Origin of the sequence: Paracoccus albus (assembly GCF_027913035.1) — a bacterium.
In the GTDB taxonomy this organism is placed as follows: domain Bacteria; phylum Pseudomonadota; class Alphaproteobacteria; order Rhodobacterales; family Rhodobacteraceae; genus Paracoccus; species Paracoccus albus.
Map to the genome: position 1 here is coordinate 2,869,067 of NZ_CP115775.1, position 18,434 is coordinate 2,887,500.

Below are 18,434 nucleotides of genomic sequence, written 5' to 3' on the forward strand. Positions count from 1 at the left end.
GAATTCGTGTCGACCGAAACAGTTTGTCGGCGTTTGAAACGGCATATGACGAGTTAAGGGGTATCGTGATGAATGGCACTTTGCTGGACAATATTCGTCCTGACAGAAGGTTTTTTATTCTGTCCATCGCATCCGCAGTTCTTGCTGCGTCGACCGCGCCCGCATTGGCAACCGGCAGCCCGCCACCGGCACAGCAGGCCGCGCTTCGCGCCACGCATGACGCGCTTTTCGGGCTGTGGTTCCCTTTGGACGAACTTGGCCTCAGCGATACGGTTAAGGACGCGGTCACGCCGATTTCCGCTCAGGTCAGCGACGGCATCTTCGCAGCATTTCAGGAACCCCCGCTGAGCGCGCTTCTGGCCGGCATGACCAACCCCGATGCCCTGCCCTTCCACGACAAGCTGGTCGCCAGCGACAACGATGCCGTCAAGGCTTTCATCTCCAGCCCCGGCGGGTTCGGGGCGCTTGGCCCGGATCAGCAATCGGCGCTTTTGTCTTTCTTCATGAGCGGCAGCGCCGGACCTGTCGCAACACAGATTGCACAGGTCCTGCGTGAGGCCTATCTCAGCATGATCTGGGGCCTGCCACTGGCCGAACCCCTGGCAGATTTCGTCGCGCCGCCGGTCTTCGTCAAACAACCCGACATTTACGCCGGTCTGAATGCCCCGAAAATAGCACCCAGCCGGCTGCGCTATGATCCGGCGACTCAGACCGTTTCACATGCAGATGGCCCGATAGAATATCTCGTGATCGGCAGCGGGCCCGGCGGGGCGACGGTCGCAAGCCAGCTTCGGCAAGCGGGCAAGCGGGTCGTGCTGGTGGAAAAGGGGCCGTTCGTTGTCTGGGGCTCGATGGATACGCGCAGCTATGCCGGGCTGATGTATCGCCACGACCGCGCGGCGACGGTTGACAATGCCATCGTCATTCGCAGCGGCGAAACCCTTGGCGGCGGTTCTGCCGTCAATATCGACCTCGCCTTTTCGCCGCTGGAGGCAACCGTTCAGGCCCGCATCAATGAATGGATCGAAAGCGGGTTAATGGATGGCGATTACTACGCCACCGACAGCATTGCGGCGGCGTATCAGTGGGTTCGCGAAGCCATCGGCACAAGGACATTGTCCGAATCCGAATTGAACAACGACAATCGCGTGTTGTGGGACGGTGCGGCATCCTATGGCGTCGATCCGTCGCTCTATCATCTTAACCGTTTTCCGGTCGGCGACTCTCCATCCCCGGTGAACGACAAGCGCGATGCGGCGCGCCAGCTGATCTATGAAGCGCTTGGCGATGATACAAATCCACTTGGCCTGATCCCCGACGCGACGGTCGACCGCATCATTTTCGACGACACGGCCAAGCGGGCAACCGGCATCAGCTTTCGGGCAAACGCACCCTGGACCGATCATGGCAACACCATCGTCGATCCTGCGGGTCTGAACCTGCCGCTCGATCAGCCATGCACGATAAATGCGGAAAACGTCGTTCTGGCGGCCGGAACGCTTGGTTCGACGCGCGTGCTGCTCAATACGGCAGAAGCGAATCCGGCAGTTGCCAATGACCTGATCGGTCGCGGGTTGATCCTGCATCCCTCATTCCCGCTGATGGGGCGCTTCGACAAGACGATCAATCTGCTGCAAGGGCTGGACAGTGCGACCTATGTCAGCTCCTTCGGCGTGTCACCGGGGTTTATCTATGAAACGATGGGCGGTTTGCCGGCCTATGGCGCGCCGCTGATACCCGGCAGCGGCAAACAGGTCTTTGATGAGATCAGCAGTTTCAACAACTATGCCGGCTTCGGCTGTATGCTGGTCGACACCCCTTCGCATGACAACAGGATCGTTCTGGATGCAGAGGGCAATACGACGGTCGAGTACAGTCTCAGCGCCGATGACAAGGCGCGGTTCAGGACGGGCGTCGGTATCGGCATCCGGATGATGTTCCTGGCCGGGGCCAGTCAGGTCATCATTCCATCAAGCGAGAACGTGCTGGGCCTGCCCGATTTCGACCCGATGGTCGGCACCTACCTGACCGATATCGCTCAGGCCGATCTGGTCGAGCAGAATATCGCCTTCACCCCGAACCGGACAACGCTGACCTCGGCACATCTTCAGGCATCGAACAAGATGGGGCCGCATGGACAGGGTGTGGTTTCCCTGCGCCACAGGCTCTGGGCGGCTGACGGGTCAGAGATACCGAATGTCTATGTCATGGACAGCAGCATTTTCCCGACCTCGGTCGGGGCGAACCCGATGCAGTCGATCTATTCCATCGCGAAGATATTCTCTGATCGTCTGATCGCGGGCATCCCGACCTAGGTGTTTAGTCCCGGCATCTGGTGGATTGGATCGACGATGAATCGGTTGGGCTCTGAAGTCCAGATTTTGCAGATGTACTGGTAGGATGTGAGGCCGCTGAGCGTCTTGAGGCGGCGGGCGAAGTTGTACGCATCAAGGAAATCGGCGAGATGGCTGCGGAGTTGTTCGTGGCTTTCGTAGTGGTAGCGCTTGACGGTCGCGTCCCTTATCGTCCGGTTCATTCGCTCGACCTGGCCGCTTGTCCAGGGATGGTTGGACTTGGTGCGTCGGCGCTCGATCCCGTTCGCCCCGCAGATCATATCGAACCGCATCGGCCGTGAGATGCCGTGTCGCTGAAGGCATCTGTGCAAAGAAGAACGCGTGAGATGCGGGATCGTCGGCTGCAGGGCATAGAGACAGTCGTCCAGCGGCAGCAGAGTGTGCCGACGAAAGGCGACGACGATGCCCTCTTCCTGCTCGCTGAGGACGGTCGAGCGCGACTCTTTCGGACCGGTCTTAAGATCCTCGACTGACTTCCGCTGCCGCCACTTCGCGACCGTCTTCGGGTTAATCCCAAGGTCGCGGCTTAGTTAGCTCCGCGGTCGAAGCTTGCGATCGCTGTATTGCTGCTCTGATGGCGTGCGTGGTCGTGGCGCTGCCGTGACGTATCTGTCCCATAACGCGTCCTTCCATTTATCCGAATGGATCGCACCAGCAAACCGTGGGATCAGACACTTTGCTGCATCCCCACCAACCGCGACTGCAGGAACACGGTATAAAGCACGCCCAGCACCGCCTCGAACGACACAACGTACTGCGCGAAAGACCCCATCGGGGTGATGTCGCCATAGCACCGCGTCGTCAGCGCGATATAGCCTTAATAGACCATCTGCTGCCAGTTGATCGCCGCGCCAGAGCTTGCGACGAACGACCCCGGCACCAGCCATTCGATCAGCGCCAGAACCACCCCGGAACCAGAGCCGATCACTACGCCGACAGCGGCACATCCGTCATCACCGTTCTGGCCCTGAAGGGATAAATCGCCAGCGTGATGCAGATAACCTAATCTGTGAACCGACATGCATGTTTGGATGCCCCCCTTGGATGCAAGGATTTTATGACTTTGTGAGCATGTGATCGGGTGCGGTCATGTTTCAGGCGGACGCCCATCTATTCCTGACCCGACTTGACCCTTATGCCACGCTCCACAACACATTCGGTTCAAAAGATGCCCTTTGATCATCAAACTGACTATGGCATGTCCGGGATCACCCGGCAGGCAGAGGCAAAACGATCACTCCTCGCGACAGATTCTGTAGATCCGGCCTCTCTTCGCATTCTTCTCAGAAGTGACCTGCAACCCCAGCTTCCTTTTCAACGAGCCGGAGATTGCGCCTCGAATCGAATGATGCAACCAGCCCAGCGCCTCGGCAACCTCTGCAATAGTTGCGCCTTCGGGCCTCTGCAGCATCGAGATCAGCCGCGCCTGTTTTGTGTCAGGGCGCTGGGCGGCGATGATGGCCTCGGGCTTCGCGTCCCGCAAACCCATCATGGTCTTGACCACGACCGGATCGATGCCGATGGCGTCAAGCCCGGCATCGGTGGCGATCAATGTGGTGCCATGGCCGTCGCCGGTCTCGCGCCAGAGCGGTTCGTTGCGCCGGAGGTTGGCATCGACTTCTTCGATAAAGCCGTTCGCAATCACTTTGCCGACAGACATTTTCGCCGCAGCGCCATGCAGCCCTTCAGGCAGTGGCAGGGCGATATTGCCCGGCCGGATACTGGCGCGGGTCAGTATCAGGGCTTGGGTGTTGGTGAGTTTGTTCATGGCTGGGTCGTTGAACTGGATCGTCATCCTCGAAAAGCATGCTCCATCGGCCGCCGACGAGTAGGCAATTCAGGGTAATATTATTGCCTTCTGACTGTCATTTTACTCATCTCTGGTTCTTCCGGGAGTTCGCTGGCAGGCGACCTTCCCTCACATCAAGTGTTCGACCTCCGGCGCGGCCACGAATCGCCAGTGCCTGCGCGGTCCTGCCATGACGTTGAGATAGTACATCTCGAACCCATAGGGCGCGCCGCAAGGGTGGTGGCCGCGGGGGACGCAGACGACGTCGCCATCCTTGACGGCCATGGTTTCATTCAGAGCACCGTCATCGGTGTAGACGCGCTGAATTGCCCAGCCATTGCTGGGGTTCAGGCGATGGTAATATGTCTCTTCCAGATAGGTGATGCGCGGAAAGTCGTCCTCATCATGGCGGTGGCTGGGATAGCTGGACCAATGGCCTGCTGGTGTGAAGACCTCGGTCACCAGAAGGCTGTCGCAATAATCTTCGGCCTCCATGGCGATATTGTTGATATGGCGTGTATTGGTGCCCTTGCCGCGTTCGGTAAGGGTGATGCCGTCGGGGCCGATCCGGCGCGCCTGATGGCCGCCATGGCCGGGGGCGGAACAGACCGCGACGACGCAATCGGTCACCGCTTCGGCCTGCCATTGCTGGGCATTCGGGACATAGAGGCAATGCGGAGGGGTCTTTTCGAACACGTCCATGCGGTCACCCAATTCGCCCCAATCCTGACCGGCGGCCTCGATATGTGCCTTGCCCTCGACCATGACCAGAATGACCTCGTTTTCACCCGTCGCCTCCTGTGCCGTCTCGCCCGCGCGCAGCCGGTAAAGCGAGAATCCGACATAGCGCCAGCCGGCGTTTTCGGGGGTGATCTGATGCACCTTGCCATGGGTGCCGAAGGGTTTCTTCAGAAGATCGGGCATGGGGTCTCCTTTCCGGATCGGGAGGCGGCAAGGGCGGCAGGTGCAAGCCTTGGAACCGCCGTGCAAAGCGTATGGATCGCGTCTATAACGCGTATATAATCCGTATATACGTCATGCGGGGCGCATCAGCCCACCGGACAACGGTCCAGCCCGGCCTCGGCGGCCATCTGGCGCAGGGCGGTGTGACCCATCGACTGATAGTGACGCGGATCGCGCTGAACGGGGTCCTGCTCGGCCTCGATCACCAGCCAGCCGTCATAGCCGTGTTCGGCGGCGATCCTCAGGATCGGGGCGAAATCGACACAGCCCTCGGGGTCGCCCGGCACGGTGAACATGCCGCGGCGGACAGCTTCGATGAAGGACAGACCGTCAGTGCGAACCTGATCCATGAACTCGCGGCGGATGTTCTTGCAGTGGATATGACCCACGCGTTCCATATATTTGCGCGCCACCTCTGCCGGGTTGGCACCGCCAAAGGTGCAGTGGCCGGTGTCGAGAAGCAGGTAAACATCCGGCCCTGCCGCGGCCATGAATCGGTCGATGTCTTCGGCGCTTTCCACGCAGGAACCTGCATGGTGGTGATAGCAGAAGCGCATCCCCTGCCCCGCCGCGTGCGCCGACAGATCGTTGATGCCCGTCATCAACCTGTCCCATTCCTCATCCGAAAGGATAGGCCTGTCATTGGCGGCAACCTCGCTATTGCCATGAACGGTATTCGAGCATTCGCAGATGATGATGACATCGCTGCCAGCGGCCTTGGACATCGCAATATGGGCATCCATTGCCGCTCGCTCCACCTCGGGCGTTGACCCGTTGGCAAGGATATTCGTCGAATGCCACCCGCCGATGAATTGCAGCCCGAAAGCGCCAAGCGCAGCTTTAAGCTCAGCGCCGTCCGAGGGCATCTTATGGCCCTTTTCGATGCCGTCAAAGCCGATCTCGCGGCAATCGGTCAGGCAATCCTCAAGGCTCAGATGGGCGCCGATGGATTGGTCGTCATCGTTCGACCAGGCGATTGGGTTGGTGCCGTAGCGGATCATGTCACCCTCAATTCACGAGCCGCTGCTTGGCGGCATTTTTCAGATACACTTCATAGGCGTCGCGCAGCTTGTCGGTTTCGCCGACCTCCGGCACGGCCACGTCCCACCAATGGCCCGCACCTTCCAGCCCGTCGCCCGGTCCGGGGGCTGCCGTCGTGTCGATCACGATCACCGTCGGAATATCGCGGTCGCGGGCCTTGGCGATCTCAGCCTCCAGCTCGGCGATGCCGCCCGCCTTCACCGCATGGGCCCCCATGCTTGCGGCGTGACCCACAAAGTCGATCTGCGGCTGAACCTCGATATTGCTGTCCACATAGAGGTTGTTGAACGGCACCCCGCCGGTGCCTTGCTGCAATCGGTTGATGCAGCCATAGCCACGATTATCGGTCAGCACGACAGTAAAGGGAACGCGCCGCATCACTGCCGTGGCCAGTTCGGAATTGGCCATCATGTAGCTGCCATCTCCGACAAAACAGATCACTTCGCGATCTGGACGGGCAAGTTTCAGCCCCATCGCGCCTGCGATTTCATAGCCCATGCAGCTGAACCCGTATTCCATGTGATAGCCATGCCGGCTTGGTTGCCACAACAGCTTCAGCGCACCCGGCATCGTTCCTGCCGCACACATGGCGACAGCATCGGGGCCGGTCGCGCGCTGCACCGCACCGATGACCTGCGCATCAGTGGGCAGGGCGTTGGTATCGCAGGGCGCGGCGCAATGGCCATCGACGGCAGCCAGCCAGCTTGCGCGGATGGCCGGGTCCGCGGCATCGGCGCGGTAATCGCCAAGCGCGGCAGTCAGGGCGTCGAGCGCCTCGCGCGCGTCGGCGACAAGGGTTACACCGCCATGCTTTGCCGCGTCATAGGGCTGAATATTGATGCCGGCCAGTTGCGCATCCCCGAACAGCGTGCGCGAGCCGGTGGTGAAATCCTGCAGACGCGTGCCGATGGCGATGACCAGATCGGCCTGCGCCGCCATGGAATTGGCCGCGCCAGACCCATCGACGCCTGCCGCGCCGTAGTTCATGACGTGATCCTGCGCCAACGCGGATTTCCCGGCCTGCGTTTCGATAACCGGAATATTGTGCCGGGTCGCAAACGCAGACAGCGTATCTTCGGCGCCGGAATAGATCACCCCGCCGCCCGCGACGATAACCGGGGATTTCGCACCGCGGATCATCTCCGCGACTTCGGCCAGTTCGGCCCGGTCGGGTTGGGAGCGGCGGATCCGCCAGATGCGCGGTTCAAGGAACGCGTCCGGCCAGTCATAGGCCTCGGCCTGAACGTCCTGACAGAAGGACAGACAGACCGGCCCGCAATTCGCCGGATCGGTCATGACCTGCATGGCGCGTGGCAGTGCCGTCAGCAGATGCTCTGGCCGGGTGATGCGATCGAAATAACGCACGACAGGCCGGAAGCAGTCATTGGCGCTGACCGTACCATCATCAAAATCCTCGATCTGCTGCAACACCGGATCGGGACGGCGATTGGCGAACACATCGCCAGCAATGACCAGCAGCGGCAGGCGGTTCACATGCGCGAGCGCGGCCGCCGTTACCACATTCGTGGCCCCCGGCCCGATGGAGGTCGTCACCGCCTGCGCCCTGCGCCGCGCATTCCCCTTCGCAAATGCAATCGCGGCATGGGCCATGGTCTGTTCGTTCTGACCGCGCCATGTCGGCAGCGCATCGCCCATACCCTGCAGCGCCTCACCCAGGCCCGCCACATTGCCATGCCCGAAGATCGCCCAGACACCATCAATAAAACGCTGACCCTCTTCGTTGTTCTGAACCGACAGCCAGCGAACCATCGCTTGCGCCGCCGTCAGCCTGATCTTGTTGCCCATCGCCAACTCCTCAAAGGCGTTCTTCTTCATTCAAATACCCCGGCGCTCGGGCGGCATCGTTCACATGCGCGCGGGCATCGTCCCAAAGCGTGCAGAGGCGCGCGTAGCGCTGCGCCATCTGCGCCACCGCGTCCTGATCACTCATTTCGCCGCGCATCCACGCCCGTGCGGCATCGCCGAAGATCGTGCGTCCGACCGCGAACCCCTTGACCAGATCAAATCGCGCGGCGGCCTCGAAACTGACGGCGAGCTCATCCTCCGGCGCGTCGAGGCCAAGTACGACAATGCCGCGTGTATGCTTATCGTGTTCCTCGATGGCGGCGATGGCATTCTGCCAGCCTTCGCGGGTCTGCATCGGTTCCAGCTTCCACCAGTCGGGATAGACGCCGATGGCGTAGAATTGCCGGATCAGCGTTGCCGTGGTCATGTTATCGACCGGCCCGACCTTTGACGGGATGATCTCCAGCAGGAAATCCAGACCGTTGCGGCGGGCGGCGGTGAACAGGCGTTTGACGGTGGCCTCTTGTTCGGCGCGAGTCTCCGCAACGTCATCGGGGTGGCAGAAGCACAACAGCTTGACCACGTTCTCCCGCGCCCATTGGTTCAGCGCGCCGCAATCGGGGCCGAGCTCCGGTTCAAGCGCCAGCGGGCGAGAGCCCGGCCATTCCGCGGGACGCCCGATCCACAGACCGGTGCCGGATGCCGCGTGCAGCGCCGCGCGGCCGATGCGGTTGTCACACAGGATACCGTAGCCGCCCTGCCCGTCTGCGACCTTCAACGCGGCCTGCAAGCAGAGTTGCTTGAACGCGCCGCCTTTGTCGGGCGTGTAGCCCTCCATCTCCTCCAGTTGCAGACGGTGGTCGAAGGCGAAGACGCGCATGGTCGACCAATCGCCGCCCATACGGCCCTGCCGGTTGGTGGCCCAGTGGATCTGTTCCAGCTCGGCATCGTTGCGCAGATCGGGGCGTCGGACGCCGCGTTTCAGGAAGAAGTCCAGTTCGGCAAGGCTCGGATAGGCGGGTGTGCAGCCGTGGCGGCTGACGGCGAAGGCGCCGCAGGCATTGGCGTATTTCAGCGCCGTGGGCCAGTCCTCGCCATCCAGCCAGCCTTTCATCAGGCCCGAGAAAAAGCCGTCCCCCGCGCCGAGGACGTTGAACACCTCGATGGGGAAGCCAGGGCCGGTCTGGCCATCGTCGAGGCTATCGGGGATTGCGCCCTCGAACGCCACTGCGCCTGCCGCGCCGCGTTTGCAGACGAGCGTGGCGTCCGAGACCTTGCGCACCGCGCGCAGGGCCTCGATGGTGTCGGTGCTGCCGCCGGCGATGTGAAATTCCTCCTCGGTGCCGACGATCAGGTCGAAAAGATGCAAGGTGGATTGCAGCTCCGCCGTGACCTTTTCGCTTTCGACAAACCGACTTTCGCCGTCGCCATGACCGGCCACGCCCCATAGATTCGGGCGATAATCGATATCCAGCGCCGTTTTCGCGCCGTGTTTTTTCGCCAGTTCCAAGGCCTTCAGCACCGCCGCGCGGGTCTGGGGGTGCGACAGATGGGTGCCGGTGGCCAAGACGCTGCGGGCCGAGGCTATGAAATCCTCGTCAATATCGGCCTTGGTCAGCCCCATATCGGCGCAATTTTCGCGATAGAAGATCAGCGGAAAGCCTTCCTCATCGCGGATGCCCAGCAGAACCAGGGCGGTCAGCCGGTCCGGATCCGTCTTGACGCCCCGCGTGTCCACGCCCTCGCGTTCAAGCTGTTCGCGAATGAAACGGCCCATATGTTCGTCGCCAACGGCGGTGATGACCGCCGATTTCAGCCCCAGCCGGGCGGTCCCGCAGGCGATATTGGTCGGACTGCCACCGATATATTTGCTGAAAGACCCCATATCCTCCAAACGACCACCGATTTGGTCGCCATAGAGGTCAACGCTGCTGCGCCCGATGGTGATCAGATCAAGCGTTTTCATAAGCGGCCTCTTCGATCCTGATTGGCTGGCCGTTTGATACAGCCATGGCGTGAATGATCCGTTCGATCCGCAATCCGGCCACGAAATCCGGCGCGGCGGCAGGGCCACCAGAGATTGCACGGACAAGATCACGGCATTCGATGACCTTCTGTTCGTTGAAGCCGAAATTATGGCCGGGTGCGGGGCAGAAAGCTGCGAAGTCGGGCTGCTCCGGGCCGGTCAGGTGGCGGGTGAAACCGGCTTCTCCCATCTGATGCACCCAAAGCTCGTTCATGTTTTCCTGATCAAAGACGATGCTGCCCTCGGTCCCGTGGATTTCCCATTGCAGACGGCATTTGCGGCCACGGGCAACGCGAGAGGTGGCGAAGCTGCCATGCGCACCCGATGAAAAGCGGATGAGTGCCATTGCACTGTCTTCGTTTTCGACCGCGCGAGGCCCTTCCGGCGATGGTCGGTTAGGCACGGCAATCTGGGTCATGGCGGTGACTTCATCGACCGGCCCCATCAGCGCCAGCATCTGGCTGATAAGGTGGCAACCAAGGTCGCCCAGCACACCCAGCCCCCCGCCCGCATGAGTCATGCGCCACGACCAAGGCAGGTTGGGATCGGCCGAGTAATCTTCATCATAAACACCACGGAAGGCCAGGGGACGACCGATTGCGCCGCCTGTGACCAGACGCTGCGCCGCCTGGAAGGCCGGGCTGCGCAGGTAGTTATAGCCCAGAAGCGTCACCTGCGCCGGATGGGCGGCGGCCAGATCGGCCATTGACTGCGCGTCGGCCAAGGTCAACGCCATGGGCTTTTCCAGCCAGACATGCTTGCCCGCATTCAGCGCGGCCTCTGCCATGGGGCGGTGCATCCCGTTCGGCGTGGTGATCGAGACAACATCGACCGCCGGATCGGCCACCGCCGCCTGCCAATCCTCACTGCCACGGGCAAAGCCGAATTGCGCGGCGAAGTCGCCGGCCTTGTCGGCGGGGGTGTCGCAAAGCACCTCCAGCCGGGGATGCGCGCCGCCAAACACGGTCGCGACATTGCGCCATGCCATTGCGTGACATTTGCCCATGAAGCCGGTGCCGATCAGGGCAACGCCAAGGGGTTTGGTAGGCATATTCTCGGTCATTTCGGCTTCCTGTCGATGGGCAGGCGCGGACGGCCTGCCCGCTGTTTCAGATCGTCCCGCCGAGCGAGCCTTCAAGCTGGGCCATTTCCTGCCCGCCGGCCATCATGTCCTGCAACTCGGCCGCGTCGATTTCGCCCTTCACCGCCGTGCCCAGCGTCTGGCCCCGGTTCAGCACGGTGAAACGGTCGCCGACGGCCATGGCATGGCGCACGTTGTGGCTGATGAAAACGACGCCCACGCCCTGATTGCGGACCCGGTCGATGGTTGCCAGCACGTTAGATGTCTGACGCACACCAAGGGCCGAGGTCGGTTCGTCAAGGATCAGCACCTTGGCCCCGAAATAGACGGCGCGCGCGATGGCCACCGTCTGGCGTTCGCCGCCCGACAGCGTACCCACGGCCTGATCCGGCGCGCGCAGGTTGATGCCCATGCGGCGCATTTCCTCCATCGTGATGGCATTGGCCTTGTCCACGTCGAAGCGTTTTATCAGCCCGCCTTTCGTGGGTTCACGGCCCATGAAGAAATTGCGCGTGACGCTCATCAGCGGGATCATGGCAAGGTCCTGAAAGACGGTGGCAATTCCTGCCTCCATCGCGTCGCGCGGGCTGTCGAAGCTGAGCGGTTTGCCTTCGAAGAAGATCTCTCCCGCGGTGGGTTTGTGCACGCCCGACATGGTCTTGATGAAGGTGGATTTCCCCGCGCCGTTATCGCCCAGAAGGCAATGGCATTCGCCGGGGCGCACATCGAAAGTCACGCCGTTCAGGGCAATGACGTTGCCGAAGTGCTTCTTGATGTTTTCCATATGGATGATGGGATCGGCCATCTTAACGCTCCCCCGTCACGCGCTTGCGGATAAGGTTGTTGAACACGACCGCCAGCAGCAGCATGCCGCCCAGGAAGACCTGGAACCAGTCCTGATCGAAATCGGTATAGGTCAGCCCGATTGTGACCATGCCGAAGATGATCGCGCCGAAGAATGCGCCTGTGGCCGAGCCGTAGCCGCCGGTCAGCAGACAGCCGCCGATGACGGCGGTGATAATCGCCTCGAATTCCTTCATGAAGCCGCGGCGGGCGTCGGTGGAACCGGCGTCGATCACGGTGATAATGGCGACCAGTGCTGCGGCGCATGCGGTCAGCATGAAAAGCGAAACCTTGACGCGCTTGACCGGGACGCCGGAATTGGCGGCCGCGTTGTCATCGCCGCCGGTGGCGAAGATCCAGTTGCCTGCTGGCGTGCGCAGAAGCACGAATGTGCAGACAAGTGCCATGACGATGAACCACAGGATCTCGGCCGGGATGCCGGGAACTTTGGGTGCGCCGGAATTGAAGCTGTCGATGATGCCAAGCTCTGCCGCGCGTGTGAACAGGCCGGGGAAGGCGTCGCCGGAAAAGAATGGGGTCAGAAAGTCGTCCTGCACCGCATCGCGGACACCGCGAAGCTGCGTAGAACCGCCGGTGAACCATTTCAATCCGACGAGAGAGGCGCCGCGCAGGATGAACAGAAAAGCGAGCGTCACGATGAAGCTGGGCAGGCCGGTTCGGATGACAACATAGCCGTTCAATGCACCCATTGTAGCGGCCGCGGCGAGTGTCAGCGGGATCGCGGCGACCAGCGGAAGACCCATATTGACGACCAGAACACCGAAGATGAGGCCGGTAAAGGCGACCATCGAGCCAATGGACAGATCGAACTCACCACCGATCATCAGCATGGCGGCGGCAATGCCAAGGATGCCAAGCTGCGCGGCGGGGGTCATGAAGTTCATCACGCCCGACAGGGTAAACATGGTGCTGTCGGCAGTTATCAGAAAGAAGATCGTCACCAGTATAACGCCACTGATCGCACCCAGTTCGGGGCGCTTCATCATGCGGGTCATGAAAGATTCGGATTTGATCCGCTCGTCCGGCGGAACGGTGCTGTCCGTCATTGTCAGGTCCCCCACCCTGAATTGATTGGCAGGCGTGAGTGTCACGCCTGCCGAATGTGCTTAGCGAATACCTTGTGCGGACAGTTCGACCACCTGCGCGGCCTTGTCCTGCGTGATCAGGTTCGGACCCGAAGGCACGTCGCCGCCGGGCATCAGGCCGTAATTGGCATGCAGCGCAAGGAAGCTGACCGGCAGGTAGCCTTGCAGATATTGCTGCTGGTCGATGGCAAAGGCGGCGCGACCGTCGGACACTGCCTCAAGGAAGCCGGCCGACATGTCGAAGGTCGCAATCAGCACATCATCGCGGCCAACGGCTGCAGCGGCTTCGACCGCCTGTTCGCCCACCAGTGTGGCATTCAGGCTGAGGATTGCGTTGACCTCAGGGTCGGATTCAAGTGCGGCGCGGACCTTGGACTGAACTTCGGCAGGGTCGTTCTGGGTCGGGAGAACTTCGACCGGGCCGCCGAAACCTTCGGCGAAACCGTCGCAACGCTGATCGAGCGAGACATTGCCGACTTCCTGGTTGACGCAGATGCCCTTGGTGCCGCCCATCTCGGCAAGCTGTTCGCCAGCCCTGACGCCGGCGTCATATTCGGACTGGCCGACATGCAGAAGCGCGCCGAGGTCCTTGGCCACGTCACCGCCAGAATTCATCGAAATTACCGGAATGCCAGCCTCTACCGCACGCTGGATCGACGGCCCAAGCGCATCGGCATCCGGGATCGAGACGATCAGCCCGTCGGGTTCCTGGTTGACGGCGGCGTCGATCAGCTGGCTCATCTGGACCATGTCGAATGTCTCGGGCGAGCGGAAATCGACATTGGCGCCGGTATCCTCGCCCGCTTTGGCGGCGCCGTTCTTGACCACGGACCAGAACGGGTCATTCGCCTGACCGTGGGCGACGACGACGATTTCCTGTGCCAGCGACGGCGTGGCCAGTGCCAGTGTCATGGCGGCGGTTGCGAAAAGATGTTTCATATGTCTCCTCCTGTTGGTGATGTTCGGGCGTCTCCTCAGCGCCCTGCTCATCCGGTGCGTGCTGCACCCGATGGGTTCTGTTGCCCGATCTGCCGGATCGCGCGGACCGAGCGCGTCAGAATATCTTCGAGCGTATCACGAAACCCCTTACCCTTATCCGTATTGAATGGATCGGGGCCGGGGGCTGCGGGTTCGATGATGATCGGGCCGTCATAGCCGATGGCATCAAGCGCCGCGATTTGTGCGGCGAAATCGGTATGACCGTCGCCAATGGCGCCGCGATTGGAATCGGCGGCGTGATAAAGGCCGATATGTTTTCCGCCAGCCAGCAAGGCGGCGGCGGGATCGGCTTCTTCGATGTTCATGTGATAGGCGTCGGGCAGCAGCGACAGATTGGGCGCGCCGACCTGTTCCAGCAGCGCGAGCCCTTCGGCGACGGTGCGGATCTGGTGGGACTCGTAGCGGTTCAGGATCTCGAACACGACAGGCAGGCCGGCCTTTTCGGCGGCGGCGCAGATGCGTCTGGTGCTTTCGGCAAGATACCGGTCTTCCTCGGCCTGCGTGCTGATCGGCCGGATGCGCTGAACGAGGCCGTGGCAGGAAATACGCGGCAGACCGTCAGGCTGGTTCAGGCGTTTGGCCCAGTCGATCAGCGCAGTATAGCGACGGACTGCATCTTCGCGGATTGCCGGATCAGGGTGGGAAATGTCGGCATCGCCGGGCGTGGTCGAGAAGATCGTCAGCCCCTGATCGGCAAAGATGCGACCGGCCTGTTCGGGGTCGATGCCTTCGAAATCTCCATGCAGCTCTATCCCGTCCATCCCGGCACGCTTGACGCGGGCGGCAATGGAGGTCAGGTCCTCGCCGCCGAAAATCCATGTGCAGCAGCCGGTCTGCCGCATCACGCTGGCCCCAGCATATCCGCCGTGATCGCCACGGTTTCGCCCGTTTGCGCCGATTTAGTCGCAGCCTCGGCACAGGCAAGCGCGGCGACGCCTTCACGCAGCGTGACCGGCATGGTATCGCCCGACTTCAACGCGTCGATGAATGCGGTCCATTCGATTTCATAGGCGCGCATATAGCGTTCGAGGAAAAAATAGACCGGCTTCGCGGCGCTCGCACCTTCGGCGGAGATTTTCTCAACCGTGTTCTCCAGCACGTTTTTGGCTGACAGCAACCCCTTGGAGCCAAGTAATTCGATCCGTTGGTCATAGCCATAACCGGCCCGGCGCGAGTTTTTGATGACGCCAATGCGGCCATCATCCCATTGCAGGGTCACAGCGGCAGTATCCACATCGCCCGCAGCCCCGATTTCGGGATCGACAATCGCGCTGCCGGTCGCGGTAACGCGCGCCGGTGGGCCGCCAAATACCCAGCAGGCCATATCGAAGTCATGGATCATCATGTCGCGGAACAACCCGCCAGAGACCTTTACATAGCTGACCGGCGGGGGCGCAGGATCGTAGGAGGTGATCGACAGCAATTCGCCCTTGCCGATTTCTCCGCCATCGAAAGCCGCCTTCAACGCTGCGAAATTGGGATCAAAGCGGCGGTTGAAACCCACCATGACCGGCTGGCCGGTCCCTTCGGCGGCTTTCAGCGCTGCCAGTGCGCGATCCAGAGAAAGATCAACCGGCTTTTCGCACAGCACGGCCTTGCCAGCTGCCGTGGCTCGTTCGATCAGATCGGAATGCGTGTCGGTGGAGGTCGCGATCAGCACGGCCTGAATGCTGTCATCGGCAAGGATTTCGTCGATGGACCGGACCTCTGCCCCGATCTGAGCAGCCAGATCTTGTGCCGCCTGTGGCAGCGCATCGGCGACGGCGACCAACTGGCAATCGTCATTTGCGGTAATGGATTTCGCATGAACCTGACCAATGCGGCCAGCCCCCAACAGGGCAACCCTGATCATCCTGACTCCTCCCCCGAATCACAGCAGACCATCTTGTTGGCTCCAACACTGCACATCAGTGCACGCGCGTGCAAGAAAAAATTGCTCACGCGTGCAATTTGCTTTGCACGACCCGCTTTCCCGCGTAGCTTGTGGTCATGGACGAGATAACCGAAAGCCCCGAACCAGGCGCCGCCGTCACTGCCGACGACGTGGCCGAAGCCGCCGGGGTGTCACGCTGGACCGTGGCGCGAGCGTTCAAGAAGGACGCCTCGATCTCTGCTAAAAGTCGCAAGAAGGTGATGGCTGCGGCGGAACGGCTTGGCTATGCGCCTGACCTTCTGGCCGCGTCGCTCGCCTCGGACCGGTCACATCTGGTGGCGCTTATTACCAATGATTTCAATAACCCGCATAAGCTCGTGCTGCTGGAACGACTGACCCGTATCCTGTGGTCGCACGGCTGGGGCACGTTGTTGGTCAATATGTCGGAAAGCGAGGATGCCTCTGCCGCGCTGCTGGCGGCAAGTCAGCGGCGCGTCGATGCGGCAGTGATGATCGGCACGCGCTTTGATGACCGGGTGCTGGATACGGCGCTAGGGGCGCGGCGGGTGAAGAAGCTGGTCGTTTTTGCGCGTTACAGCCACAACCCGAACACGCTGACAATCGCATGTGACGACAAGCTTGCGATGCGCGAAATCGGCAATCACCTGTTGGCGCGTGGGTTTCGACGGCCGGCCTTCATCGCCGGACCGGACACGCAATCGGCCAAACTTCACCGGCTGGACAGCTTCAGCACATATTGGCGGAAGCGAACCGGGCAGCATGTCCCCGCGCGTCATGCCGATGGCTATAATTTTCAGTCGGCCATTGAAACCGCACACGAACTGCTGAACGAGATGACGGGTTCTGATCGACCCGACGTCATGGTCTGTGAGAACGACATTCTTGCGATCGGCGTGGCCGATGCCGTCCGTCAGCATCGCGGAACCTCGGCCGAGGTTGCTGTGACGGGCTTCGACGATATTCCGCTTGCCGCGGCCCCGGCCTATGATCTGACAACCTATCGTCAGCCGATCACAGCGATGTGCGAAAGCCTTATAGAGGTGCTTGAAGGCAAGCGAACCCGCAGCGACTTTCTGCCCGGTCGGCTTGTGATCCGCGGCGCATGACCTGCAACCGACGATGATCCGGGGCGGTTGTCACGCGCGCCCGATCTCCCATTCGTCATTGTCGAAATCTGTCAGATCACGAAGGCGGGCAAAGTCCTGCGGCATTGAGGCGAGCACGCCGAACGGTCGGCCTTGCAACGCCTGCGCACCGATGGGCGCCGTGCGCCCGCCTGCTGCATCGATCAAGGCGTATGCCGCGCAGCAATCCCAAAGTGACATGCGCGGTTCGGCATAACCAACCAGCCGCCCCGCCGCGACAAAGGAGGTGATCCGCAGGGAAAATTCAATGTTTGAATTTTGTAGCCCTGACGCCTTGCTTGGCGCTTACCGTCTACACGGCCACCCGCCTCTTCAAACGTTGATGTGGCGTTGATGTGGATGCGCGCTTGGGATGCTCGACTATTTTCGCTGGCATACAAGCGTTTGATCTTAGGGGAATTTTTGGTTGCGGGGGTAGGATTTGAACCTACGACCTTCAGGTTATGAGCCTGACGAGCTACCGGGCTGCTCTACCCCGCGACAGGTGTGCTTGGCGCACGGTTGCACCGATCTGGTTTTGATGGTGCGGTTTGTTCATCGTTTAGAGAGATTTGCGTTTCTTGTCAGATCTGGCGGTGACCTACTCTCCCACGTCTTGAGACGCAGTACCATTGGCGCGACGGCACTTAACGGCCGAGTTCGGGATGGGATCGGGTGTTTTGCTCGTGCTATGTCCACCAGATCGGAGAAGAAACGCTCAGCGCTCCGGCTTTGGGCCGGGAAGTTGTCCAAGGATGCTTTTGGAAGTGGCGGTCTGGCCACTTCCGGATCAAATCAAGCCTGTCGAGCCATTAGTACCGGTCAACTGAACGCATTGCTGCGCTTACATCTCCGGCCTATCGACGTGGTGGTCTTCCACGGCTCTCAAGGGATACCTGGTTTTGAGGGGGGCTTCACGCTTAGATGCCTTCAGCGTTTATCCTGTCCGTTCATAGCTACCCAGCACTGCCGTTGGCACGACAACTGGTCCACCAGTGGAACGTTCACCCCGGTCCTCTCGTACTAGGGGCAACTCCTCTCAAGTATCCTACACCCACGGCAGATAGGGACCGAACTGTCTCACGACGTTCTAAACCCAGCTCACGTACCTCTTTAAACGGCGAACAGCCGTACCCTTGGGACCTGCTCCAGCCCCAGGATGAGATGAGCCGACATCGAGGTGCCAAACGATGCCGTCGATATGGACTCTTGGGCATCATCAGCCTGTTATCCCCAGCGTACCTTTTATCCGTTGAGCGATGGCCCTTCCACTCGGGACCACCGGATCACTATGGCCGTCTTTCGACTCTGCTCGACTTGTCAGTCTTGCAGTCAGGCTGGCTTCTGCCATTGCACTCAACGAGCGATTTCCGACCGCTCTGAGCCAACCTTCGCGCGCCTCCGTTAC

15 protein-coding genes, 1 tRNA gene, 2 rRNA genes and 1 pseudogene (1 of these 19 cut by a window edge) are annotated in these 18,434 nt (G+C 61.1%); 2 read left to right on the plus strand and 17 right to left on the minus strand.

What is annotated here, in order from left to right:
• Positions 1 to 68: 68 nt before the first annotated feature.
• Entirely contained in the window at positions 69 to 2,315 is a 2,247-nt protein-coding gene (locus PAF20_RS14435) for a GMC family oxidoreductase N-terminal domain-containing protein (protein WP_271071303.1), read from the plus strand.
• On the opposite strand, the pseudogene PAF20_RS14440 reads toward PAF20_RS14435, so the two are convergent.
• From PAF20_RS14440 to iolG, 13 genes and pseudogenes are all read right to left on the minus strand, one after another.
• Positions 2,312 to 2,972: pseudogene (locus PAF20_RS14440) on the minus strand (integrase core domain-containing protein). The gene PAF20_RS14435 and the pseudogene PAF20_RS14440 overlap by 4 nt on opposite strands.
• 199 nt (positions 2,973 to 3,171) lie before the next feature.
• Positions 3,172 to 3,375 (minus strand): hypothetical protein, encoded by a 204-nt coding sequence (locus PAF20_RS14450; RefSeq protein WP_271071305.1) that lies wholly within the window; start codon positions 3,373 to 3,375, stop codon positions 3,172 to 3,174.
• Between the two features lie 213 nt (positions 3,376 to 3,588).
• Positions 3,589 to 4,149: a DUF3489 domain-containing protein gene (locus tag PAF20_RS14455; protein WP_271071306.1), complete on the minus strand. Its 561-nt coding sequence runs from the start codon at positions 4,147 to 4,149 to the stop codon at positions 3,589 to 3,591.
• 123 nt (positions 4,150 to 4,272) lie between these two features.
• Positions 4,273 to 5,067: a 5-deoxy-glucuronate isomerase gene (iolB, locus tag PAF20_RS14460; RefSeq protein ID WP_271071307.1), complete on the minus strand. Its 795-nt coding sequence runs from the start codon at positions 5,065 to 5,067 to the stop codon at positions 4,273 to 4,275.
• 125 nt (positions 5,068 to 5,192) lie between these two features.
• A complete protein-coding gene (gene iolE / locus PAF20_RS14465; protein WP_271071308.1) occupies positions 5,193 to 6,107 on the minus strand; it encodes a myo-inosose-2 dehydratase in 915 nt (304 codons plus the stop codon).
• Positions 6,108 to 6,114: 7 nt separating this feature from the next.
• Entirely contained in the window at positions 6,115 to 7,953 is a 1,839-nt protein-coding gene (gene iolD / locus PAF20_RS14470; RefSeq protein ID WP_271073338.1) for a 3D-(3,5/4)-trihydroxycyclohexane-1,2-dione acylhydrolase (decyclizing), read from the minus strand.
• A 10-nt stretch (positions 7,954 to 7,963) separates the two neighbouring features.
• The gene (locus tag PAF20_RS14475) at positions 7,964 to 9,919 is read right to left on the minus strand and encodes a bifunctional 5-dehydro-2-deoxygluconokinase/5-dehydro-2-deoxyphosphogluconate aldolase (protein ID WP_271071309.1); all 1,956 of its coding nucleotides are present in this window, start codon (positions 9,917 to 9,919) and stop codon (positions 7,964 to 7,966) included.
• Positions 9,906 to 11,042, minus strand: a complete 1,137-nt coding sequence (locus PAF20_RS14480) for a Gfo/Idh/MocA family protein (protein ID WP_271071310.1) — start codon at positions 11,040 to 11,042, stop codon at positions 9,906 to 9,908. The genes PAF20_RS14475 and PAF20_RS14480 overlap by 14 nt, the downstream gene beginning before the upstream one ends.
• A 46-nt stretch (positions 11,043 to 11,088) precedes the next feature.
• Positions 11,089 to 11,865: an ATP-binding cassette domain-containing protein gene (locus tag PAF20_RS14485; protein WP_271071311.1), complete on the minus strand. Its 777-nt coding sequence runs from the start codon at positions 11,863 to 11,865 to the stop codon at positions 11,089 to 11,091.
• Position 11,866: 1 nt separating this feature from the next.
• Positions 11,867 to 12,970 (minus strand): ABC transporter permease, encoded by a 1,104-nt coding sequence (locus tag PAF20_RS14490; RefSeq protein ID WP_271071312.1) that lies wholly within the window; start codon positions 12,968 to 12,970, stop codon positions 11,867 to 11,869.
• Positions 12,971 to 13,030: 60 nt separating this feature from the next.
• Complete coding sequence (locus PAF20_RS14495) at positions 13,031 to 13,948, minus strand: sugar ABC transporter substrate-binding protein (protein WP_271071313.1); 918 nt, start codon at positions 13,946 to 13,948, stop codon at positions 13,031 to 13,033.
• 47 nt (positions 13,949 to 13,995) lie between these two features.
• Positions 13,996 to 14,850, minus strand: a complete 855-nt coding sequence (locus PAF20_RS14500; RefSeq protein ID WP_271071314.1) for a sugar phosphate isomerase/epimerase family protein — start codon at positions 14,848 to 14,850, stop codon at positions 13,996 to 13,998.
• The gene (iolG, locus tag PAF20_RS14505; RefSeq protein ID WP_271071315.1) at positions 14,850 to 15,860 is read right to left on the minus strand and encodes an inositol 2-dehydrogenase; all 1,011 of its coding nucleotides are present in this window, start codon (positions 15,858 to 15,860) and stop codon (positions 14,850 to 14,852) included. The genes PAF20_RS14500 and iolG overlap by 1 nt, the downstream gene beginning before the upstream one ends.
• 137 nt (positions 15,861 to 15,997) lie before the next feature.
• On the opposite strand from iolG, the gene PAF20_RS14510 reads away from it, so the two are divergent.
• The gene (locus PAF20_RS14510) at positions 15,998 to 17,008 is read left to right on the plus strand and encodes a LacI family DNA-binding transcriptional regulator (protein WP_271071316.1); all 1,011 of its coding nucleotides are present in this window, start codon (positions 15,998 to 16,000) and stop codon (positions 17,006 to 17,008) included.
• 30 nt (positions 17,009 to 17,038) lie between these two features.
• On the opposite strand, the gene PAF20_RS14515 is transcribed toward PAF20_RS14510, so the two are convergent.
• From PAF20_RS14515 to PAF20_RS14530, 4 genes are all read right to left on the minus strand, one after another.
• Positions 17,039 to 17,227 carry a hypothetical protein gene (locus PAF20_RS14515; protein WP_353620597.1) on the minus strand — a complete coding sequence of 63 codons (189 nt, stop codon included), beginning with the start codon at positions 17,225 to 17,227 and terminating at the stop codon, positions 17,039 to 17,041.
• A 223-nt stretch (positions 17,228 to 17,450) separates the two neighbouring features.
• Positions 17,451 to 17,527, minus strand: a tRNA-Met gene (locus PAF20_RS14520).
• An 87-nt stretch (positions 17,528 to 17,614) separates the two neighbouring features.
• Positions 17,615 to 17,729: ribosomal RNA gene (rrf, locus tag PAF20_RS14525) — 5S ribosomal RNA — on the minus strand.
• An 88-nt stretch (positions 17,730 to 17,817) separates the two neighbouring features.
• Positions 17,818 to 18,434 (minus strand): 23S ribosomal RNA (locus tag PAF20_RS14530) (it continues 2,219 nt past the right edge of the window).